The sequence below is a fragment of the Vibrio sp. 1562 genome (assembly GCF_033340155.1).
GTDB classification, from domain to species: domain Bacteria; phylum Pseudomonadota; class Gammaproteobacteria; order Enterobacterales; family Vibrionaceae; genus Vibrio; species Vibrio alginolyticus.
On the sequence record NZ_JAWOVY010000001.1, the window covers coordinates 229740 to 247949 of the forward strand.

The following is an 18210-nucleotide window of genomic DNA, read 5'->3' on the forward strand; positions in this document are numbered from 1 at the left end:
CAAATACGTAATACATCAGCATTAATTAGACATCTAATAATTTAGGAATTTTGATGACAAACGAACAAAAAGATCAATTCTAATTAACCGGATAATAAAAACGTTAGTTTGCGCAGATTTTTCATACAAATACACGCTAATGTGTTCATTTTATTGAAGAAGAGAAGTTTGACGACATCGGCCTGAGCTTAAAGGGTAATACTTTCGATACAGAACCTGTCGAACGACCATTACTTGGCCTAGGCGCCCTACTCTTCTTGCCAAATTAAGTTTCTTGAAAGCGCTTAGGTATATCAGAAAAAGGAAGTACATATGTCTGACTCAAATTGGCTCAGCGAATTCCCGGAAATGGATGCCTCTGATCTCAGGGCGATTCGCAAAACACTCGACGGCGCCTACAGAGATTTCTCTCGCGAGTATGGTGAACTCATTGAGTCTCTGTTTGATCCGCTCCTTGCGTTTCTTGTCTGGTTTGAAAAACTTCTGATTTCTACACCTTGGTTCATTATTTTAGGTGTCTGCACCACTCTCGTTTATGCCGCCAGCCGCTCTTGGAAACTGGCCGCTGCATGTTTTGGTTCGCTGATTCTGATTGGCTATTTTGGAATGTGGGAAGACACTATGCGTACGCTCAGTATCATCACTGTATGTACTATGCTTGCCATCGCACTTGGTATCCCTATCGGCATCGCTATGGCGCGCTCTAATCGCATTCAGTCGGTGGTAACACCATTACTCGACGTCATGCAAACCATGCCGGCATTTGTGTATCTCATTCCAGTTGTGATGTTATTGGGCATCGGGAAAATTCCTGGCCTTATCGCAGTAGTGATCTACGCGATTCCACCGGTTATTCGTTTAACCAATTTGGGCATTCGTCTAGTTGATAAAGAAGTATTGGAAGCCGCAACCGCATTTGGTGCCAGCACTCGGCAACGGCTTTTTGGGGTTCAGCTTCCGCTTGCAATGCCAACCATCATGGCGGGAATTAACCAAACGATCATGATGGCACTGTCAATGGTGGTCATCGCATCAATGATTGGGGTAAAAGGTTTAGGTCAGCCTGTTCTAAAGTCTATTACCAATCAATATTTCACTCTTGGTCTTCTCAATGGTTTAGCAATTGTCGCCCTAGCAATCCTTTTTGATCGTGCTTCACAAGCGTATGCGAAACGCACTCAAGCTCATTTAGGAGACTCAAAACATGACTAGTCCACTTATCGAAATCAGCGGTCTGTATAAAATCTTCGGTACCAGACCCAATAGCGTGATTGAGCGCGTTAAGTTGGGACATAGTAAAGAGCAGGTTTTAGCGGAAACGGGCCACACGGTCGGACTAAAAGACATCAACCTGCAAATTCAAAAGGGTGAAATTTTTGTCATTATGGGATTATCCGGTTCTGGAAAATCCACCATGATTCGCCACTTCAATCGATTAATCGATCCAACCATGGGGCAGATCTTGGTAGAAGGGGTGGATGTCATGCAACTTTCTAACAAAGAGCTTGAACAGTTTCGCCGTCACAAGATGTCTATGGTGTTCCAACGCTTTGGCTTGCAGCCTCATCGCACTGTTATCGACAACATCGCATATGGTTTAGAAGTTCAGGGAATAAATAAAGAGGCGCGCTTAGAAAAAGCAAATGAATGGTTAGAAACCGTTGGACTGACGGGTTATGAGCACCAGTATCCTGCTCAACTATCGGGTGGACAGCAACAGCGTGTGGGCCTTGCACGGGCACTGGCTACCGACGCCGAAATACTGTTGATGGACGAGGCTTTCTCAGCATTGGACCCTCTGATTCGGAGCGAAATGCAAGATCAGTTGGTAGAGCTGCAACAGAAGCTGCACAAAACCATTATTTTCATTACTCATGATTTAGATGAAGCGCTTCGACTTGGCGATCGCATCGCGATTCTTAAAGACGGTGAACTTGTCCAACAAGGTTCACCGGACGAAATCTTACTGCATCCTGCCGATGAGTACGTTGAAGCCTTTGTAAAAGACGTCAATAGAGCGCGAGCACTGACGGTCGAAACGCTGATGCAGCCACCTTCGTACTGTGTTCGCGCTGAAACCATTGAAGATGCGCTGAGTGAAATGAAACGTGTTAAACGTGATTATGCCTACCATCAGACCAATGCAGGCTATCAAGGCGTGATAACACAGCAAGGATTGCTAAACGCAGCGAAGTTAACTCACCTATCAGATTGGCGTGATGATATCTATGAAGAGGTGCCTACCATCTCTCCACATTTAGCCATTGAGCAAGTGCTGACTGAAGTCATGTCGTGTGAATATTCACTGCCCGTCATCGATAAGCACGGCAATTTGAAAGGCGAATTAAATCGTCAGGTTATTGCGGAGCTGTTTTCTGATCAACGAAGCACAAAACGAGGCACTTCACGCTCAAGCTTCAATAACGTTTCTTAGATGATGTTGATAATACAGCTCACAACAATGTGGGCTGTTATCAATTAACTCGCTCACAATCCCCTTTTAGATATTTGTCTGTGGGCTCAAGCTTGATACCCAAAGCAACATTTACATTGTTCTGATTTTCCTGACAATTTCATGCTCATATCCGGTTTTATTGACATAGTTAGATCATTCTATTGCTTTTTGATGACGCAAATCCTCGATAAATGTCTACTATTACTCTCATACAAAATCTTGATTTAAAGAGGGATAAAATGAAAAAGACAATGTTGGCACTAACAGGCGCGGTAATCATTCTTGCAGGCTGTCAAGATGAGAAACCTGCCGAAACAAGCGCAGTTGAAGTACCTCAGGCAACGGAAACTGAAGTCACCACCAGTGCAGACGTTACGACTGAGACAATTGACACGTTACCAGTAGAAGAAGAACAGGTAATTACTGAAGAGACATTTGTAGACTCTGAACACAACGCACAAAGTGCTCTGGACTGGAACGGCACCTACAAAGGAACACTACCTTGCGCGGATTGTGCTGGTATCGATATGACCATCACACTAAATCAAGATGGCACTTACGTACTTGAAGAAAGCTACCAAGACAAAGAAGGCGGTCAATCAAAATCTGAAGGTCAATTCACTTGGGATGCAAATGGCAGCATCGTAACGTTGACAAATGAAGATGCACCAAACCAATACTTTGTTGGTGAAAACGTACTTATGAAGCTAGACATGAATGGCGAAAAAGTAACGGGTGACCTAGCACCACTATACAACTTAACGAAACAGTAAGAAGTTAGTATCAATACCTGATAAATACCCCAAATCCGAGCCACCCCAGCTCGGATTTTTTCGCTGTTTTAACGAAAGCTATTCCAGCAACCTTTCTATTCTGAAGCAACATTCTGCTTCTTACCCTGATTGTTCATTACATTTCCATACGCTTTGCCGATAGATGCTTACAACGTCATTTTGTACAGTGTTCAAAACAAAACAGAACAACTCGGAAAAATGATGAAAAAAACATTAATTGCACTACTTACTCTGACAGCTGCTGGCTCAGCTTTCGCTGGCGATACTTACATTCGTAACGGTAACATCTACAACAACGAAGGCGGTTGGAACGTAGAAGCTGGTGTGGCTCAAGGCAGCGATCTTTTCAAAGATCAAAAGCATAATACAGCACCAATTCTCAACGGTGGTTACCATGGTGACGACTTTAATGCCGACCTAAGTGGCATTAACTACCGCTTCTTCGGCAACACCAATGAGTTAATCAACATGAGTGCCTACCTTGTAGGTAGCGGTGTAATGCGCGACGGTGATACAGCGAAAAGCCTGAAAGGCACAGATAAACGCCGCTTCGCCGTCGATCTAGGTTTAAACGCAGACTTTACACTGGATCAAAACAACGTCATTTCTACGTACCTTCAGCACGATATCAGTGGTGCTTACAAAGGTTACTTAGCGGGCGCGACTTACTTCCACATCATGAAATTCGGTAGTGTTGATTTTGTTCCTTTTGCTAACCTAACTTATCAAAGTGAAGACTACGTAGATTACTACTTTGGTGTGAAACAACGCGAAGCAAACGCAAACCGCAAAGCATACAAAGGTGATTCAACGGTAAGCTATGGTGTGGGCTACAAACTTGTTATGCCAATCAACGACAACTGGCAAGTAAGCCAAATGACACAATACACGCGCCTAGGCAGCGGTATCAGCGACTCTTCTATCGTTGATAGTGCAAACCAATGGGTTGTTGGCGCAAGTGTGTCGTACAACTTCTAATCCGATACGCCCTTATAAAGCCATCATTTCGATGGCTTTATGCGTTGGACATTTGCATAATCTTGAACACAGACTCTAGTGTGAATGAGCAATCCATAACCTATGTAAATCGCTATAGCCTGTATTCTTCACCTGCACACCTCGCACTTGCTGTGTTTTTGTCACTTCTTCGTAGCCAACAAACAAAGGCAAATATAGGTACTGATCGCGCAGCGCTTTCTCTAGGTTTAATAAAGACTGTAGCGAGTGATCATCTGCCATCGCCCTGCGAACCTTTTCTCTGTGGCTTAACATCTGGCTTTGATCAAAACTAAAACGCAGTCCAGTTGCTATCGACAGCCATTCGAAGATGCCATATTCAAATGGTGCTTCCATGACTTCCTCAATGAAGAGCAAATCTGCTTGGTGAGACACTACCTCAGGAAAACTAATGTCATCAATAACGACGATCTCCAACTCCAATCCCGTTGCACGAATCACACTGTGCAACCATTCGGAATGGCGAATTAGACTCGGTATCGTCCAGACAGGTTCAGCTAATACCACTTTACCTTTCAGTTTAGGTATCACACCACCATCTGTTATTGATAAATCTTGCTCATGAGTCTCTAACTGAATGCTGTCAACGGCACTTGGCGCATCATAAATTCGCTTTTGCACATGGATGTAATCAGCGAGTTGATACCAAGTCTCTTTTGTGAGTTGGGATTCCACGCGTTCGCGGTAGGTCAGATATGAAAATGCGCTAATTTTTTCCACTTCAACGTGATCGGAGCTTTGGTTAAAGCTCAACATATTTAAGGTTTTAACATCACCATGAGACAGCGTTATTTGATCTAACAATGCGCGTGCTGAAAAATACTCTTTGTGCGCTTCAAGAGTCATACTCTCCTGGTTCCAGCCGCTGATTTTAAATGGTCCAGTCCCTATGTGGTAGAAATAACTAGAACCGAAAGAGACGACATCTCGACACAGAATAGACGCATGAGGAGTTGCTAGCATGTATGGAAACAACTTGTTCGGATGCTTCAATATAATTTTTAAGCAGTTAGATGTTTCTGCAACCACGCTATCAATGCATTGCCAGAGCTCGTGAACTGGTCCTTTTATCTCCCTGAGTCTTTCTATACTCCAAACCACATCCTGTATGTTAAGGGGCTCGCCATCATGGCGATATATGCCTGGCCGCAACCATAACGTCATTACCTTGCCTTCCATTTTCCATTCGTGTGCTAACGATGGCTCGATACCACCATTGGAATTTTGGGTCAGCAATACGTCATAAACGCTTTTCGCGACGTGTAATTCAGTGTGACGGTAAGTATTCGCAGGGTCGATTTTGGATACCCAAGGGTAAGAAGAAATCAAAATAGCGTTATTTGATTCATTCAATCGATTCACTTTTTCAGAAGCGATGGTTAGTGCTCTAACCGCGGTTTGACCGAACCAATCAATAAGTTTCGTTATTGAGTTCATTCTTCCTCTGCCAAGCTCCTCAACCAAAAACTCGGTCATCGCTTGTTGGAGGGAAATATTAATACTGAGACGGCTAGCGTTACTTCGGCCAATCGCAGGTTGCCAATCGACCCAATCGTAAGTGGCAAGCTTTTTCATCACAATAGAAACATTGCGCCTCGACGTGCAAATCACCGCTTCTAGCTCAGAAAGCGTAACAAGGTGATACTGGTGAGGTTCAAAGTGCTTTAACAGTAGATCCAGATACCTAAGATTGACATCGTTCACAAAGATTCCTAAGAGTTATTCCAAAGCAAAAAAATAGCACAGGACGCTTAGCAACTAAACTTCCTGTGCTATATCTAAACAAATTCAAAGCTTGGACTCAGCTCGACCAACAGAAGTCAAAAACGTTTACTAAGCCAAGAGGTAACTTGAATAAGTATTCTTAGAAACGGTAGCTCATACCTACAGAGAATACATTGATGTCTGCATCAACCGTTACTTTTTCATTGCCAAATTTCGCAATGTCTAGCTCAGGCATCATGTATTCCCATTCAACTTGTAGAGCAAAGTTTTCAGTAATAGCGAACTCTGCGCCCAAACCGTACATGCCTGTTACAGTGCTGTCAGAAATGGTGGTATGGCCTGCGCTACCGTCAATCACAGAGTTGCTAATTTTGAATTCAGCATTGAAGTAAGAAAGACCAGCTTTAGCAAAAAGGTTGAAACGATCGCCAATCGGTAGAGTCGCTTTTGGCTGAATCGATAGATACTTCATGTCACCAACAGTAACAACTTTGCCGTCTAAAGCATCGTAGCCACCAATGGCTGCTTCTAGAGAAATGTATTCGTTGAATTTGTAACCACCGAATACTTTGCCTGAAAGGCTTGAGTCATCTTCAAGTTTAAGTTTAGTGCTAGCGTTAGTACCACCACCATTGATAGAGCCATTAACATCACCAAACGATGCTTGACCTACAGATGCACCAACGTAAGGAGCTGCGTTTGCAACAGAAGATGTTGCTAGAAGGGCTGTCATTAGCCATGTTTTTTTAAACATTGTATTTCACTGCCTGTTAATTATTGAGGTTGTGTTTTGCCCATCCTTAAGCATGCCATGCTATCCATTTCACTTGGTTTCAAAACCAAGTGGATGTTAATGAATAAAAACTCAATAAAACATGAAATATTTAGACACAACTTTGCCACTTTCTTTCTTAATTTTGACAATTTAGTCATTTCACAAGCATTGCTGCTTCAACCAGTTAGTGAGTTTGATGATTTCCGCTTGCTTGGCTCGACTCTTTTTATGAATAAAATAAAAGCTGTCGCCGGTTTCCAATCCATGAGAAGGGATGTACACCAAATCGTGCGCTTTATCTCTTTCATTGAGCATAAAATCATTCGCAAATGCGATGCCTTGGTCATAACGCGCCGCCTCTATTGCCAACAACATATGACTAAAATGTTGAACATCGACATCTTTCGGCAAGGTGTAACCGCCCGCTCTGCACCACTCAGCCCAATCTTTTCCTCTCTCTCGATAAATTGAGTCTGTCGACAAAATAGGGTATCGCCAAAGCGCTTCTGGAATCGGTTGATCTTGCAACTCTTTCCAAATTTTATGGCTGCAGACCGGATACAGCGTCTCCGCGTATAACTTTACCGACATGTAGTTTCGCTTTGGCTTTTCTACCGTGATAAAACAATCGCCAACGCTGTCTGTCTGTTCAGGATCACCAACGACCATATTGAGTGTCAGGTCGATTTCTGGATGTAAGCGCTTAAAATCAGACAAACGCGGAATAAGCCACTTTACGGCAAGCGAGCTATAAATCGCCAACCGTATGCTGCCTTTGTCCCCTTCTCGCACCTTTTGGCTGGCTATCGCAATTGAACTAATTGCTGGGCTAATATCCTCTAAATAGCGTGTGCCCGTATCGGACAAAGAGAGCTTTCTGCCTTGGCGGATAAATAATGATTCACCCAAGTAATCTTCTAATAATCGTATCTGGTGGCTAACGGCACTTTGCGTCACATTGAGTTCTTCAGCAGCAAGCGAAAAGCTAGAGTTTCTGGCAACAGATTCAAAACAGTGAACCGCTCTGAGTGGTGGCAATTTCATTATCTAAAAATCTCATACTTAAACTAATAAATATCACTTCACTTCATCCTATGACATCACCTACTCTTTGGCAAAGAAAGAGGAGAGGAAAAAGTGAAAGTTACATCGGTCGGAGCAGCGATGCTGCTATTAATTGTTGGAAATCTCATTGCGGTGCTTTCGGACTCTTTAATTAAAAGTGTCGGAAATGAAGTGCCTATTTTTCAATTTGTCTTTTTCCGACAAATTTCAGCGGTGCTTTTCCTGCTGCCAGTCTACTTGCTAACAAAAAATGCGCCTTTTCTTGAAGGGTTTAAGTGGCATGCTGTTCGCGCTCACGTATGGTTACTTGGTGCAATATTCATGGTTTTGGCGATCTCATCTTTACCGCTCGCAACTGCGAACGCGATCTTTTACGCCGCGCCATTAATCATGTTGCCGCTTGCAGCAATCTTTTTTGGAGAACAGTTGTCTAAGCAATCGGTCGCCGCAGCGATAATGGGCTTTGCCGGTGTATTGGTCATCATTCGTCCAGACCAAATCGATTGGGCAGCCATTTCAGCTTTAGTTGTTGCAATTACTTTAGCAATCAATAACTTGCTCATTCGAAAACTGCCAAAAAATCAGTCTGTGATGCAAACGTTATTGATGACAAACTTGGCAGGTATTCCAGTAGCCTTCTTGCTTGTTCTGATCGAAGCAGAACCTTGGGACTGGAGTGCTTTCCCTGTTGCTGCTGGCTCAAGTTTGTTCATCATGATTTATGCAGCAACATGTGTCATCGCTTACCGCTCGATCGATAGCAACAAAATTGCCAGCGCTGAATACAGTGGCTTAATTGGTGCCGTGTTTGTGGGATTGATTTGGTTTGGAGAAGTGCCTGATATATTTATGGCAATAGGAACCATTATGATTGTTGTGCCTCTGGTTTGGCTTTCTAAACGAGAGCGTCGCAAGAAAAAGTTGCAAGAGCAACAAGAAGCGCACGTTACTTAAAGTTGTGCTCTAACCCAAAGACTAAAAAACCGAGCCGTAAGTGCTCGGTTTTTTTATGTGGCTCTAATCGGTTTTTACGTAAGCGACTACGTGAGATAAAAACTGCCTTGCAAAGCGATCATTAAACCGGATGCGATATTCATGATCGGCTTCCGACACTAGACGCCAGCCTTCAGCAAAGTATTCTTTGATATCATCAACCGCCTCTTCTTTATTTTTGATGTGTTTCGCGTTCCACTGATAAGTGCAAGAGACAACGATCAGCCCACCCACCTTGGTGGTTTTTTTTAGAGCATTGATCACGCTAAGTGGCGACTCACATTGATCAATCACATTTAAACATACGACTAAATCAAAGCGAGATTGGAGAGTATCAAGCTCAAAAGGCTGGTTAATTAGCGTCAAATCAACATGAGCACATTTCTGTACGATATCTCTATTCTCTACCTCTAAAGTGTTTAAGGTGTTCACATCGTGAAGGTAAGTAAGCTCGACGCGTTGTTCTTCTATTAATAGTTGCTTCAAGCCATCCATTAACCTATTTGAAGGCTCCACAAGCGTCGCTTCTCTAAGGTTAGGTAAGCGTTGCACTAACTCATAATAATTTCTTCCCAGCGCCGCCCCAACCTCAAGTAGGGAGTACGGCTGAACGCTGCTTTCGATTACCGCTTGCGCAATAAAATCAGCAACTTGGGAGCAGTGAGGTGATGACAAAAAAGAAAGTGGGACTTGTTTTGAGCGACTGGTTATCATCTCAATCTGTTGCTCCTCAATGAACTTGTCGAACCATTGCGCCTCGAAATAACCAGCCAAACCGTGCTCGGTCAGGTAAAAATCTTCCATGTTTTTTCCGTTCGTACTTTAAGAAAAGTGATTGTATCGAACGCGGAAATTAACGGGTATTTCTGGCCGCACATTCCAATGGGAAAACAGATGAAAACGCCGCTTATGTGAAAAAGCCCTTTCATCTCAAAGATAAAAGGGCTTGTTAATCGCTTCGGTTAAGTCGCTAACTATTGTGGTAGAACAACGTTACCATCTTGAATTGGGAACGTTTTTGTCGCTGGTTTGCTCGCCAAACGAACCGTCGTTGGTGCACCTGAAACTTCGTAAGTGACGTCGTAACCCACTACTTTATCAGATGTCGTATATTCTGTATGACACTGTTTTTTCGTCGTTGTTACTACATCACCTTTTTGCACATTCTCCTGGATCTTACGACCTGTCAGTGCACCAGCAATCGTACCAGCTGCAGTTGCAATCACTTTACCTGAGCCACCACCGATTTGGTTGCCCAGCGCTGCTCCAGCTGCTGCGCCACCAACCGTACCAATAATTTTATTGTCATCCGCAGGGGCAACTTGCTCGGTTACTACCACGTCTTTACATACTTGGTGCGGCTTTTTCACCGTTTCAGTCACCGCTTCAACCAAAGTAATGTTTGCTTGAGTTGGAGCTGGTGGCGTTTTGTCTTTACAGCCTGCTAGTACAGCAACAACTGCCGTTGCAATTGCGATAGATTTCATATTCATGATTTACATCCCAGTATGGTTTGCTTTGATGAGCGTTATGGTAAATCGCAAAAGGGAAATCACATCAGACGAAAACAAACCCTCTGTTATTAACAAGTAAAGAAACACTGTTTTATAAGAGGTACGTCAAGAAACACTCAGCAGAATGTCAACAGAGATAAAACTGTATCACTACTGATTATGATTGGGCTGGACTAGTCTATGAGATTTATTTTTAAGCCAAGCTCAAAAATAGTTCGTCATCCGTTAAATACTTATGACGGTGGCTTAGATTACGCACGTGCATAAACATAAAATCAGGGAAACCAGGCGCTATAATGTTATTTGGTTCCCAGCATACACCGCCAACAAACACATATCGCCCCTGCTTGTCATCTTCGTGAAGGGGGTTATTAAGAGGAGAAGAAAACTCTGCTCGGCAACCTTCAACCACACAAACAATTTGTCCTTTAAAAAGGCCAATCACGCGCTTTACAAGATTTGCCTTGATACCACACCTCCATGCTTGGCGAGTGGCCATCTCATAGCCATATTTTCGGATCGCTTTCTTTTGCAAATGTACTACTAGGTTCATTTTGACTCCTGATTCAAGCAACTACGTGAAGCCCAAAGTCATAAAAGCAGATAGACGTCTATACCCGAGTGAGCTCATGGTACGTGGGAATAAACTACGTGATTAGACTGAGTTTAGTGTCGGATGAGATACACCGTCCACGATGCTGTAACGTATCGATTTACACCTATCAAAGGCAGATAACACATCAACTTTTGAGTGCTTTCCTGCGCTGTATCTGGTTACTTCTGTATATTACTATAACGAAATCACCCTCCACGTTTACCTATATAAATTTGTCGTAACGATAGAGGGTGCTTATCATGGAGAGAAGATAACGCCTACGCGTCGATGAGATAATTTTGACCTTCAGTTTCTAAACGATCAATCATTTTACGACACTCATTTAAATCAAGAGGTTGTTCAAAGCGGCGCTTGAGATTCATCAAAAAGAAGATATCTTCACACATGGCTTTCTCAGGTTCGTCACTGATTTTGGCGACCGGTGAACCATTGCACGTGACCATTTTTATCACGATAGAAAGTGGCTGGTAGGCTTCACCATCTTTATTGACATAATCACCCATATCATTGGCAAGAAAAGTACCGATACCAAAACTCACCTGAATACGTCCTTGGAAATACTCGCAAATATCTAACGCTTGTTCGAAGTTAAGTCCGTCGGTAAACACCAGTGTTTTTGTTAATGGGTCTATATTCAGCGACTGGTAGTGTGCAATCATTTTTTCACCCCAGCTATAAGGGCAACCACTATCGTGACGTACACCGAAGTATGCGTTACTTAGTTCTTCATCAAAGTCTTTAAGGAAAGCATCGATACCAATCGTATCGGTTAACGCAATACCTAGTGCACCATCAAACATTTTTTGCCAACGTTGCAACGCCACTTTTTGCGAATCTCGCACATTCACCAGAGCTTGGTGTCCCATAAACCATTCATGAGCAACGGTGCCGATAGGCGTCAAGTTTAGCTCTTTTGCTAAGTGATAGTTGCTTGTTCCTGTCAAACATTCCGGCACTTCCTGGCACAAATATTCCAGCATAATGCGCTGAGCTTGGAAGGAAAAACGTCGACGCGTCGACATGTCAGAAAATTTAAAGTTAGTAATGTTACGACGTTTTAGTTCCGACTTTAGGTGTCGAACTTTCTCTTCTAAAACAGTGGTAAATTGCGCAACAGGGATATCTGACCAACGCTGACGGCTACGAACTTCAGACACGATGCTCATGATGATCGTTTCGTACAAGATGGTGTCTCGCCACAAACCGTTAATGGTAATTCTTAACTGGCTTGAGCCATCAGCCATGGCTTTGTTATGGAAAGAGACATCGCTTTGTGGGTTGAAACGGAAATGGCGCAGTGCATCAACAAAGTCAGGATTCAGGTAAGGCGCGACACGCTTAATATATTCAATTTCTTCTTGCGTAAATTGAATATCTTGCAGTTTAAGGACTTCGGATTTTACCTCGGGCAAAAGCTCAGAGAGGTCTTCCTCACTGCGCACGATAAATTTATATGACACCATCGCATCAGGGTAAAGTGCTGTTACAGCGCTCATCATATTGACTTTGTAGACATCGAAATCCAAAGCGCTTTGAATGATGCGGGAAGAAAATAGTTTGGTGGTCATTAGGTGCCCTTCTACATGCCCTTCCTGGGTATATAACTTTTTGTTACTAACTAATTTGCGTAAACAATAAACACCCATCTATAGTTTGTCAACTTTTGTTACTAACCACTCATTTTTATAAGGTTTTTTTGTCTAGAATTCGAGCAAGCATTGTGAATAAGTCAGAGTCATCCGTAAATTTATGCTCAAACCGTATTACGAACACTACCAAAAACGTTTCTAACAACTCGTTACTTACCCATTGATTGACCACTTGTTATGCGCTAGATTACTTACAAATCAATATTAGGACCCAACCATGATCGTATCTGTCGACATTATTCCATTCAGGCTATCTGGCTGTGCCGATAAGGGATTGGAAGTGTTGTTGATTAAACGTTCAAATCCAAATCGGCCATACCATGGAGTCTGGGCACTACCGGGCGGATTTGTCTTTGATAAAGACTTAACCAGTGAAGGCGGACGCCCGGCCGATGAAAACTTTGAAGCGGCGCGTCGCCGAATTTGCCGTGAGAAAATCCATACCTACCCTCGCCATTTTAGCGAAGCGTTTATCGACGGTGATCCAAAGCGCGACCCAGAAGACTGGAGCTTAAACATTACGCACTACGCCTTAGTCGATCGTAACAATGTAGAGCAAATAAATAATGCAGGTGTACCGGAATGCCAACTTAAATGGTTTTCGCTACAGGCTATTCTCAATGGAGAAGAAACCCTCGCATTTGATCATCAAAAAACCATTGAAAAAGCGTGGCAAAAGCTTCGTGCATCCATTGAATACACATCGGTTCTTTTGTTTGCATTAGACAAAGAGTTTTTGGTTGCGGACATCATTTCTGCTTATCAAGAGTTTGGTATTGATATCAGCCGAATGACGATTAAGCGCCGCTTGATAGATTCAGGCGTACTAAAACCCACTAATAAAGTCGCTTCAACCAACAAAGGCAAAGGTGGAAAACCCGCAATGGTATATACGCTGACTAGCGACGAAGTAACCTTTTTTCAAAACTGTTTGCGTGGATAAACGCAGACAATCAGACAGACAAGGAGTCTGCCATGACTGTTCGAGTAAACTATCAAACTACAGCAGTGATCGACGTTGATCCAGAGAAAGGCTTTAGTGAGTTATGTCCAAATGAACTGCCCGTTGCAGGTGCGTTGGAAATCGTACCGGAGCTTCTGAGTAATCATGCCAAAGGCCGATTAAAACTGGTCAGTCGTGACTTACACCCACCAAAAGCAAAGTGGGATGCAGAATCGCCATCCAATATGCTTGAGCCCGTTGGTTTACCGAATGTGGATATAAAGTGGAACCGTCACTGTGTGCTTGGCACAACAGGTTCTGAGCTGCTAGATGGCTTACCACCCGTGTTGGACTACGATTTTCAAGTTAATAAAGGTATGGATCCTGACGCGCACCCTTACGGTATTTTTTTCCATGATATTGCCGACACCAAAACGACAGGCGCGCATGAATTTCTAAAGTTCAACGGGATTGATACCTTAGTTATCGGTGGCCTTGCCTTAGACTTTTGTGTGAAAAAATCCGTCATGCAAGCGCTGGAACTTGGCTACAATGTGGTAGTTAATCTTGCTTCAACTCGTGCGGTGCTGCCTGATAATGTAGAGAATGTGCTGACAGAGCTCAGAGATAATGGCGCATTATTTGTCGAAAAAGCGGACGACATCATCGTAGAAAAGTTCGCCTAGAAACGATAGTAACCGAGAAGGATTTCACCATGCATCAACATGAAAAATTGAATTACGTTGAATTTGGTTCCACTAATGTCAGTGCGACCAAACAATTTTTTGAGCGTGCTTTTGACTGGAGCTTTACCGATTATGGTCCAGAATATTCTGCATTTTCAGGACAAGGATTGGATGGCGGATTCTTCAAATCTGAGTTTATAAACCAAACCGCAAATGGTGGCGCACTTTTAGTATTTTATAGCTCAGACATTCAGGCCACTCAGACAAAAGTAGAGCAGCATGGTGGAAAAATTATCCGCCCTATTTTCGAATTCCCCGGCGGCTGTCGATTCCACTTCACTGAACCGAGTGGAAATGAATTCGCAGTATGGTCAGAGAGCCATTAAGTCATCACACATCAACAACACACCATCAACGTGAGTCCAAGCTAGCCAGATCCGGAACTGGCATTACATTTCTGGTTGACCTCATCCTTGGTTTAATTCACTGTTAGCGCAACAATTAATCGATGAGGCGCTAGACCTCGACCAAGGATGTCAAATGACTGCCGTCAGTTTTTTTCGCTTACTCTGCCTCGCTGCTATTTGGGGTGGCTCGTTTCTGTTTATGCGAGTCGCCGCCAACACATTCGGGCCAGCTTACTTAATCGAATTTCGAGTTACATTTGCCGCCGTCGCTTTGTTATTGATCGCCGTATATTTGAAGAAGAAACTCACGTTAACTGCGCATACTAAACACTTCTTTATTATTGGCTTATTCAATAGCGCAGTTCCATTTTTACTCTTTGCGTACGCAGCCCAGACCCTGAATGCATCAACTTTAGCAATATTGAACTCAACCGCCCCAATATGGGGAGCACTAGTTGGCTTTGCTTGGTACCGCAGCCCACTCACAGCAAAACCTGTTCTCGGTATGCTAATAGGCATTGGAGGCGTTGCAGTCTTGGTCGGCTTAGATACTTCAACCATAGGTGAAGAAGCCATGCTCCCTATTGCCGCCAGTTTGATGGCTTCTTTCAGCTATGGCATTGCTACCAACTACACTAAAAATGCGCCACAAGTACCAGCTTTTGACAATGCTCACGGCAGCATGTGGGCGGCGGTTATTTGGGTACTGCCGCTGCTACCATTCTTACCAATGCGTGCAGAACCAAGTCATTTCGAATGGAGCTCTGTTGTCACGCTCGGCGTTGTATGCACAGGGTTCGCTTATTTGCTCTATTTCCGCTTAGTTTCTGATATCGGCCCAGCGTCAGCACTGACTGTCACTTTTCTTGTTCCTGTTTTTGGTATCTTATGGGGCTACTTGGTGCTAGATGAGCCCGTCGGCTCTAACACCATCATAGGAACAATTCTAGTGCTTAGCGGCACTATGCTAGTCACCGGTTTCTCCCCAACAGCAATGCTCGCGAAGCGAAAACGAAGCGTGGCTTAATCAGCCTAATATAACTTCCACACCTCGCTTTTTGATTTGTTCAAGGTCGCTTTTCGGAGCGGCTTTGTCAGTCAGCAGCACTGATATTTCGTCAGTCTTACCAATTGATGAGGGATAAATTTGCCCAAATTTACTAGAATCCGTTAGAACAATATTGCGCCTTTTTTTCGCAATGATGGTTTCTGCAATCTCAGCGCGCATCATGTCGCGGCTAGTAAAGCCAGTGTCTTGATGGAAGCCGTCAATACCCAAGAAGGCCGTGCTGAAATGAATGTTCTCAATACACAACTTAGTCAGCGGTCCGACCAAGCTCTCGCCTTGGTGCTGATACACGCCACCAAGCAAGATAATGTTGGCAGAAGTGTTACGGATGAGATGGGCGATATACGCCGATGGCGTAATAATGGTCACATCGCCGCGCTCAGCCAATGTCCGAGCCAACAACGCATTGGCACTGCCTCCTTCAATCAGCACTGTCTCATTCGGTGCGACCAAATCCGCAGCTTGGTTTGCGAGCGATTGTTTAATATCGAAACGTACTTCTAGGCGGGCATCAATGTCATCACTTTGCAACGCGGTAGCTGCGCCGTGAATGCGCTTTAGGTAGCCCTGTTGCTCCAGAAAGTTCAAATCCTGTCTGATGGTCACACCCGACACGCCAATGATGTCAGAAAGCTCCGTGACTTGAACGCGTTTACGGTCGTTCACTAATTGCAGGATTTCATTTTGTCTTGGGTTCACAGGTTCGCTCCTTATTGATGGGCTTACAGTATACTCACCTGATGTTTCATATGAAAAGAAATTGAAAGTAAAAAGGAAAAAACGCGTGGTCTGATTAGCCAAGCTGTACCTTGCGAATCTCGCTCCCATCAACAGATAATAGGGCAACGGAAATGGGATAGAAGAAGAGGGGTTAGCTCCCTACATCCCAACAACGGTAAAGACTAGGATAAAAGTGATGGAAGAAATTTACTTCGCTGGCGGCTGCCTTTGGGGCGTGCAAGAATTTATGCGCCACCTTCCGGGCGTAATCAACACAGAAGCCGGGCGAGCAAATGGCACAACGGATAACACTCAATCCGAATACGATGGCTACGCAGAGTGCGTGAAAACCCAGTTCGATGCTGAGCAAGTTTCGGTTGAAACTTTAATGGGGTATTTGTTTGAGATAATCGACCCTTACAGCGTTAACAAGCAAGGTGAAGACGTAGGTGAGAAGTACCGTACTGGTGTTTATAGCCAAAACGAACAGCATCTCACCATCGCGAAAGCGTTTATCGCAGCACGACCGGACGCCGACAAGATCGCCGTAGAAGTACTGCCACTCACAAATTATGTACCAAGTGATGATGAGCACCAAGACAGACTCACAAACTTTCCGAATGATTACTGCCACATCCCATTAGATTTACTACATAAATACAGGGATAACTCGTAACCATTCAGTCAGCATCGCTTTAAAAGGCAAGATGCATATCAGTTAAAATCGATGCCTTCCACTAATGACAATGTCATTTCTGCCGCCGATATTTCCGTACAACCCGACGAGTTTTGTCCACACCACAACGGTGTGAATTCATCTCGGTTTTGCTTTTCCATAAGCGCTCTTAGTTGAGCCATTTCAATGGAGGCGTATGGGAATTTCGGCGCAAACTCACTGATGTAGCCTAGCTCCGACATCGCGCGATTCACAATGCCTCTCGCTGGTCGGCCCGAGAAAACATTGGTCACAGCGGTATGTTGCGCGCGTTCACTGGCAATGGCATATCGATGTAAAGACGATGTTTTCGCCTCATCACACAACAAATAGGCGCTGCCAACTTGAACGGCACTCGCTCCTAATCTCAACGCGGCTTCCACCCCTCTTCTATCAGCGATTCCGCCTGCAGCAATAACAGGCAAATTCACCCGTTTGGCGATTTGTGGTAATAACGCCATCAAACTTAACTGAGTAGTTAAATCATCCGATAAAAACATACCTCGGTGTCCACCAGCCTCCAAGCCTTGGGCGATAATACCGTCAACGCCTTTTGCTTCTAGCCAAAGTGCTTCGTCCACCGTGGTCGCTGACGAAAGGATCTTCCCTCCCCACCCTCTAATTCGAGCTAACAGATCATCGTCTGGCAAACCAAAGTGGAAACTGATCACTGGCGGTGCAAATGGTTCAATCGCGTCAGCAATATCATGATTGAAAGGCATCCTTGTCGGAGCGTTTGGCTGAGCCTGAACGGTTGCATCAACCTCGGAAAAATACGGTTGCAGCGTTTTTTGCCACTTTTCGTGCTTGTTGGCGTCATACTCCGGCATTTCATGGCAAAAGAAATTGAGGTTAAACGGTCGGTTAGTTGCCTGCTTGATAAGTTGAAGTTCTTTTACGATGGCGTCTTTGTTCAGCATTCCACAAGGTAACGAGCCAAGCCCGCCAACATTACTGACGGCGATGGTCATTTGGCTGTCTTGCACACCGGCCATTGGCGCTTGAATAATCGGTAACTCTGTTCCCAAAAGTGTATTAAATACCTTGTTTATCATGATCTTTCCTTG

19 protein-coding genes are annotated in these 18210 nt (G+C 44.0%); 10 read left to right on the top strand and 9 right to left on the bottom strand.

Going from position 1 to position 18210, the window contains the following annotated elements:
• The first annotated feature begins 312 nt into the window (after positions 1-312).
• From R7Z49_RS01055 to ompV, 4 genes are all read left to right on the top strand, one after another.
• Positions 313-1212 carry an ABC transporter permease gene (locus R7Z49_RS01055; protein ID WP_005373926.1) on the top strand — a complete coding sequence of 300 codons (900 nt, stop codon included), beginning with the start codon at positions 313-315 and terminating at the stop codon, positions 1210-1212.
• Complete coding sequence (locus R7Z49_RS01060) at positions 1205-2434, top strand: glycine betaine/L-proline ABC transporter ATP-binding protein (RefSeq protein ID WP_318111198.1); 1230 nt, start codon at positions 1205-1207, stop codon at positions 2432-2434. The genes R7Z49_RS01055 and R7Z49_RS01060 overlap by 8 nt, the downstream gene beginning before the upstream one ends.
• Before the next feature lie 260 nt (positions 2435-2694).
• Positions 2695-3228 (top strand): copper resistance protein NlpE, encoded by a 534-nt coding sequence (locus tag R7Z49_RS01065; protein ID WP_137282823.1) that lies wholly within the window; start codon positions 2695-2697, stop codon positions 3226-3228.
• A gap of 222 nt (positions 3229-3450) precedes the next feature.
• On the top strand, positions 3451-4227 hold the full coding sequence (gene ompV, locus R7Z49_RS01070) for an outer membrane protein OmpV (protein WP_017635134.1): 777 nt from the start codon (positions 3451-3453) through the stop codon (positions 4225-4227).
• A gap of 75 nt (positions 4228-4302) precedes the next feature.
• Here the strand turns inward: ompV and R7Z49_RS01075 are convergent, their stop codons facing one another.
• From R7Z49_RS01075 to R7Z49_RS01085, 3 genes are all read right to left on the bottom strand, one after another.
• The gene (locus R7Z49_RS01075; RefSeq protein ID WP_318111201.1) at positions 4303-5970 is read right to left on the bottom strand and encodes an ABC transporter substrate-binding protein; all 1668 of its coding nucleotides are present in this window, start codon (positions 5968-5970) and stop codon (positions 4303-4305) included.
• A 160-nt stretch (positions 5971-6130) separates the two neighbouring features.
• Positions 6131-6745 carry an outer membrane beta-barrel protein gene (locus R7Z49_RS01080; RefSeq protein ID WP_318111203.1) on the bottom strand — a complete coding sequence of 205 codons (615 nt, stop codon included), beginning with the start codon at positions 6743-6745 and terminating at the stop codon, positions 6131-6133.
• Positions 6746-6925: 180 nt separating this feature from the next.
• Positions 6926-7810 (bottom strand): LysR family transcriptional regulator, encoded by an 885-nt coding sequence (locus tag R7Z49_RS01085; protein ID WP_065275140.1) that lies wholly within the window; start codon positions 7808-7810, stop codon positions 6926-6928.
• A gap of 93 nt (positions 7811-7903) precedes the next feature.
• On the opposite strand from R7Z49_RS01085, the gene R7Z49_RS01090 reads away from it, so the two are divergent.
• The gene (locus tag R7Z49_RS01090) at positions 7904-8785 is read left to right on the top strand and encodes a DMT family transporter (protein WP_005373940.1); all 882 of its coding nucleotides are present in this window, start codon (positions 7904-7906) and stop codon (positions 8783-8785) included.
• 63 nt (positions 8786-8848) lie between these two features.
• On the opposite strand, the gene R7Z49_RS01095 is transcribed toward R7Z49_RS01090, so the two are convergent.
• The 4 genes from R7Z49_RS01095 to pncB form a co-directional block, all read right to left on the bottom strand.
• Entirely contained in the window at positions 8849-9628 is a 780-nt protein-coding gene (locus tag R7Z49_RS01095) for a methyltransferase domain-containing protein (RefSeq protein WP_318111208.1), read from the bottom strand.
• Between the two features lie 170 nt (positions 9629-9798).
• Positions 9799-10317, bottom strand: coding sequence for a glycine zipper 2TM domain-containing protein (locus R7Z49_RS01100; protein ID WP_005373945.1), 519 nt, complete (start codon positions 10315-10317; stop codon positions 9799-9801).
• A 214-nt stretch (positions 10318-10531) separates the two neighbouring features.
• A complete protein-coding gene (locus R7Z49_RS01105; RefSeq protein ID WP_017819785.1) occupies positions 10532-10891 on the bottom strand; it encodes a hypothetical protein in 360 nt (119 codons plus the stop codon).
• Between the two features lie 320 nt (positions 10892-11211).
• Positions 11212-12522, bottom strand: a complete 1311-nt coding sequence (gene pncB / locus R7Z49_RS01110) for a nicotinate phosphoribosyltransferase (RefSeq protein ID WP_318111211.1) — start codon at positions 12520-12522, stop codon at positions 11212-11214.
• A gap of 298 nt (positions 12523-12820) precedes the next feature.
• Here pncB and R7Z49_RS01115 point away from each other — a divergent pair, with 298 nt between their 5' ends.
• The 4 genes from R7Z49_RS01115 (at position 12821) to R7Z49_RS01130 (ending at position 15666) form a co-directional block, all read left to right on the top strand.
• A complete protein-coding gene (locus R7Z49_RS01115) occupies positions 12821-13546 on the top strand; it encodes an NUDIX domain-containing protein (RefSeq protein WP_005373953.1) in 726 nt (241 codons plus the stop codon).
• A 32-nt stretch (positions 13547-13578) separates the two neighbouring features.
• Positions 13579-14232, top strand: a complete 654-nt coding sequence (locus R7Z49_RS01120; RefSeq protein WP_054579245.1) for an isochorismatase family protein — start codon at positions 13579-13581, stop codon at positions 14230-14232.
• A gap of 29 nt (positions 14233-14261) precedes the next feature.
• Complete coding sequence (locus R7Z49_RS01125) at positions 14262-14618, top strand: VOC family protein (protein ID WP_042523322.1); 357 nt, start codon at positions 14262-14264, stop codon at positions 14616-14618.
• Between the two features lie 154 nt (positions 14619-14772).
• Positions 14773-15666, top strand: a complete 894-nt coding sequence (locus R7Z49_RS01130; RefSeq protein WP_025768008.1) for a DMT family transporter — start codon at positions 14773-14775, stop codon at positions 15664-15666.
• On the opposite strand, the gene R7Z49_RS01135 is transcribed toward R7Z49_RS01130, so the two are convergent.
• On the bottom strand, positions 15667-16407 hold the full coding sequence (locus R7Z49_RS01135; protein ID WP_104980415.1) for a DNA-binding transcriptional regulator YciT: 741 nt from the start codon (positions 16405-16407) through the stop codon (positions 15667-15669). It lies immediately after the preceding gene.
• Between the two features lie 217 nt (positions 16408-16624).
• Between R7Z49_RS01135 and R7Z49_RS01140 the strand changes: the two genes are divergently transcribed.
• Positions 16625-17104, top strand: a complete 480-nt coding sequence (locus tag R7Z49_RS01140) for a peptide-methionine (S)-S-oxide reductase (RefSeq protein WP_005388723.1) — start codon at positions 16625-16627, stop codon at positions 17102-17104.
• A 38-nt stretch (positions 17105-17142) separates the two neighbouring features.
• Here R7Z49_RS01140 and R7Z49_RS01145 read toward each other — a convergent pair whose 3' ends face one another.
• Positions 17143-18198: a nitronate monooxygenase gene (locus tag R7Z49_RS01145; protein ID WP_318076033.1), complete on the bottom strand. Its 1056-nt coding sequence runs from the start codon at positions 18196-18198 to the stop codon at positions 17143-17145.
• Between the last annotated feature and the right edge of the window lie 12 nt (positions 18199-18210).

Excerpts from the sequence above, each read along its gene's own strand:
- R7Z49_RS01055 (WP_005373926.1), top strand. The coding sequence starts at position 313 with ATGTCTGACTCAAATTGGCTCAGCGAATTCCCGGAAATGGATGCCTCT.
- R7Z49_RS01060 (WP_318111198.1), top strand. The coding sequence starts at position 1,205 with ATGACTAGTCCACTTATCGAAATCAGCGGTCTGTATAAAATCTTCGGT.
- R7Z49_RS01065 (WP_137282823.1), top strand. The coding sequence starts at position 2,695 with ATGAAAAAGACAATGTTGGCACTAACAGGCGCGGTAATCATTCTTGCA.
- ompV (WP_017635134.1), top strand. The coding sequence starts at position 3,451 with ATGAAAAAAACATTAATTGCACTACTTACTCTGACAGCTGCTGGCTCA.
- R7Z49_RS01080 (WP_318111203.1), bottom strand. The coding sequence starts at position 6,745 with ATGTTTAAAAAAACATGGCTAATGACAGCCCTTCTAGCAACATCTTCT.
- R7Z49_RS01085 (WP_065275140.1), bottom strand. The coding sequence starts at position 7,810 with ATGAAATTGCCACCACTCAGAGCGGTTCACTGTTTTGAATCTGTTGCC.
- R7Z49_RS01095 (WP_318111208.1), bottom strand. The coding sequence starts at position 9,628 with ATGGAAGATTTTTACCTGACCGAGCACGGTTTGGCTGGTTATTTCGAG.
- R7Z49_RS01100 (WP_005373945.1), bottom strand. The coding sequence starts at position 10,317 with ATGAATATGAAATCTATCGCAATTGCAACGGCAGTTGTTGCTGTACTA.
- R7Z49_RS01105 (WP_017819785.1), bottom strand. The coding sequence starts at position 10,891 with ATGAACCTAGTAGTACATTTGCAAAAGAAAGCGATCCGAAAATATGGC.
- pncB (WP_318111211.1), bottom strand. The coding sequence starts at position 12,522 with ATGACCACCAAACTATTTTCTTCCCGCATCATTCAAAGCGCTTTGGAT.
- R7Z49_RS01115 (WP_005373953.1), top strand. The coding sequence starts at position 12,821 with ATGATCGTATCTGTCGACATTATTCCATTCAGGCTATCTGGCTGTGCC.
- R7Z49_RS01120 (WP_054579245.1), top strand. The coding sequence starts at position 13,579 with ATGACTGTTCGAGTAAACTATCAAACTACAGCAGTGATCGACGTTGAT.
- R7Z49_RS01125 (WP_042523322.1), top strand. The coding sequence starts at position 14,262 with ATGCATCAACATGAAAAATTGAATTACGTTGAATTTGGTTCCACTAAT.
- R7Z49_RS01130 (WP_025768008.1), top strand. The coding sequence starts at position 14,773 with ATGACTGCCGTCAGTTTTTTTCGCTTACTCTGCCTCGCTGCTATTTGG.
- R7Z49_RS01140 (WP_005388723.1), top strand. The coding sequence starts at position 16,625 with ATGGAAGAAATTTACTTCGCTGGCGGCTGCCTTTGGGGCGTGCAAGAA.
- R7Z49_RS01145 (WP_318076033.1), bottom strand. The coding sequence starts at position 18,198 with ATGATAAACAAGGTATTTAATACACTTTTGGGAACAGAGTTACCGATT.